A 1642-nucleotide genomic window follows, 5' to 3' on the forward strand; every position below is an offset into this window, starting at 1 on the left:
GTGCAGCGCGCGCTCCGGCCGGCGACGACGACGACCTCTACGCAGTTCTCGAGGAAATCGAGACGTGCCAGAGGATCCTCGCCGCGGCTGACGCCAAGGATTAGGCGCGCCGCGTTGGCGCTTTAACTTGTTTCCCAAGCCTGAAAGAGTATATGCAAGGCCCTCGATCAGCGAGACTCGAGCGTAGCGCAGCCCGGTTAGCGCACCGGTCTCGGGGGACCGGGGGTCGGGAGTCAATCTCCCGGCTCCGGACCACTTCTCCGCAAGCTAAGGCGTCTGCGACGGACGCGCACGCATCCCCAAATCATCCGCCATGATCAGATAGAAGTGCCGCCAGTGGTCCGTATCGACCACCGCGCCTTCCAGCATCATGCCGATAAAGGCCGCCACCAGCACGGCACTCACCCCGTCGCCGCCCCGATCGCGGACCACGAGCTTGAGGCCGAGCACCAAGGTCGCCAGCACGAGGAAAATGTAGAGCGTGCCCCCGAGCCAGCCGGTGTTCAGATACATGTTGAGATAGACCTCGTGCACGTCCTCGTGGTGATGGACGCGTCCGAACTCGAGGGCGCCGATTCCGAGGGGATGTTGCATGACAAGGTCCGCGGCCTTCTCTTGACCGCCGAACCGGCCCTCGGGTCCGACATCGTAGGACTGCTCGAAGCTGGCACGCTCTCCCAATAGCTCCGCCACCTTGGGGATGCTTTGAGCCGCGGCGAACACGCCGACAGCCAGAACGCCCGCCAGGACGATGGAGAGGATGAGCTTGATGCGCTCGCGGTTTGTCGCGGCGATGACGAAGACGAAGAAGCAATAGGCGGTCAGCGCCACGAAGAGGTTGAGCCAGGCGCCACGGGAGAAGCTGAGCAGCGTGCCGAACAGCAGGATCGTCATGGCGACGCCCCAGAGGCTCGCGCGCGACAAGCGCGACGTCAGCACCGCGTGAAAGGCATAAAGCAGCGCCGGCACAAGAAAGGCGCCGAACACATTGGGGTCCTTGAAGGTGCCGCGCGCGCGCCCGAACTCAGTCAGGATGTCGTAGAGCGCCGGCACCACGTTGAAATAGCCGATCAGCGCCGCGGACGCGGCGACCAGCGCGGCCGCCATATAGGCCGAAAGAATGAGGCGCACATGGGTTTCGGGGCGGTAAGCCACGAACCCGGCGATCACCACCGACGACAAGGCCAGATAGAGCGTGACCGTGACATGGGTGACGGGCACGCCAAGCACGCCCGCTTGCGTGCTGGCGATATAGCCGCCGGCGACGATTCCGCATAACAGCATGAGATAGACGACAAGGCCCCGCGGCAGGGCGACGAGCCCCACCAGCGGCAACACGGCCACCGCCCCGATCATCAGCGCGTCGTACGGCGAGGGCTCGAAATAGACCACGCCGCCGGTGGCAACCGTGATCCAGACATAGAGGAGCGCGAGGCGCCTGAGACCGGGGCTGGCCCGGCTTCCAACGTGTGGTGCCGCCCGGTCGCGCACGGCATCGTAGGTGATGGCCACGGGCTGCGCCTCGCTAGTACGCGTTATCGCCCTTGAGAAGGGCGATGGGGGTCATGAGAAGGATGTAAAGGTCGAAGGTCACCGACCAGTTTTCGATATAAAAGAGGTCGTGCTCCACACGGCGCAGGAT

The 1642-nt window shown here is 64.3% G+C and carries 2 protein-coding genes and 1 tRNA gene; 1 reads left to right on the forward strand and 2 read right to left on the reverse strand.

The genetic code is table 11. The annotated features are described in order from the left end of the window. Positions 1 to 177: 177 nt before the first annotated feature. Positions 178 to 255, forward strand: a tRNA-Pro gene (locus tag AUC71_RS11150). Between the two features lie 12 nt (positions 256 to 267). On the opposite strand, the gene AUC71_RS11155 is transcribed toward AUC71_RS11150, so the two are convergent. After that, complete coding sequence (locus AUC71_RS11155; protein ID WP_069624326.1) at positions 268 to 1512, reverse strand: O-antigen ligase family protein; 1245 nt, start codon at positions 1510 to 1512, stop codon at positions 268 to 270. A gap of 13 nt (positions 1513 to 1525) precedes the next feature. After that, positions 1526 to 1642 (reverse strand): sugar transferase (locus AUC71_RS18760; RefSeq protein ID WP_141701621.1); only part of this gene is annotated, 117 nt, incomplete at its 5' end.

This window comes from Methyloceanibacter marginalis (genome assembly GCF_001723295.1).
Taxonomy (GTDB): domain Bacteria; phylum Pseudomonadota; class Alphaproteobacteria; order Rhizobiales; family Methyloligellaceae; genus Methyloceanibacter; species Methyloceanibacter marginalis.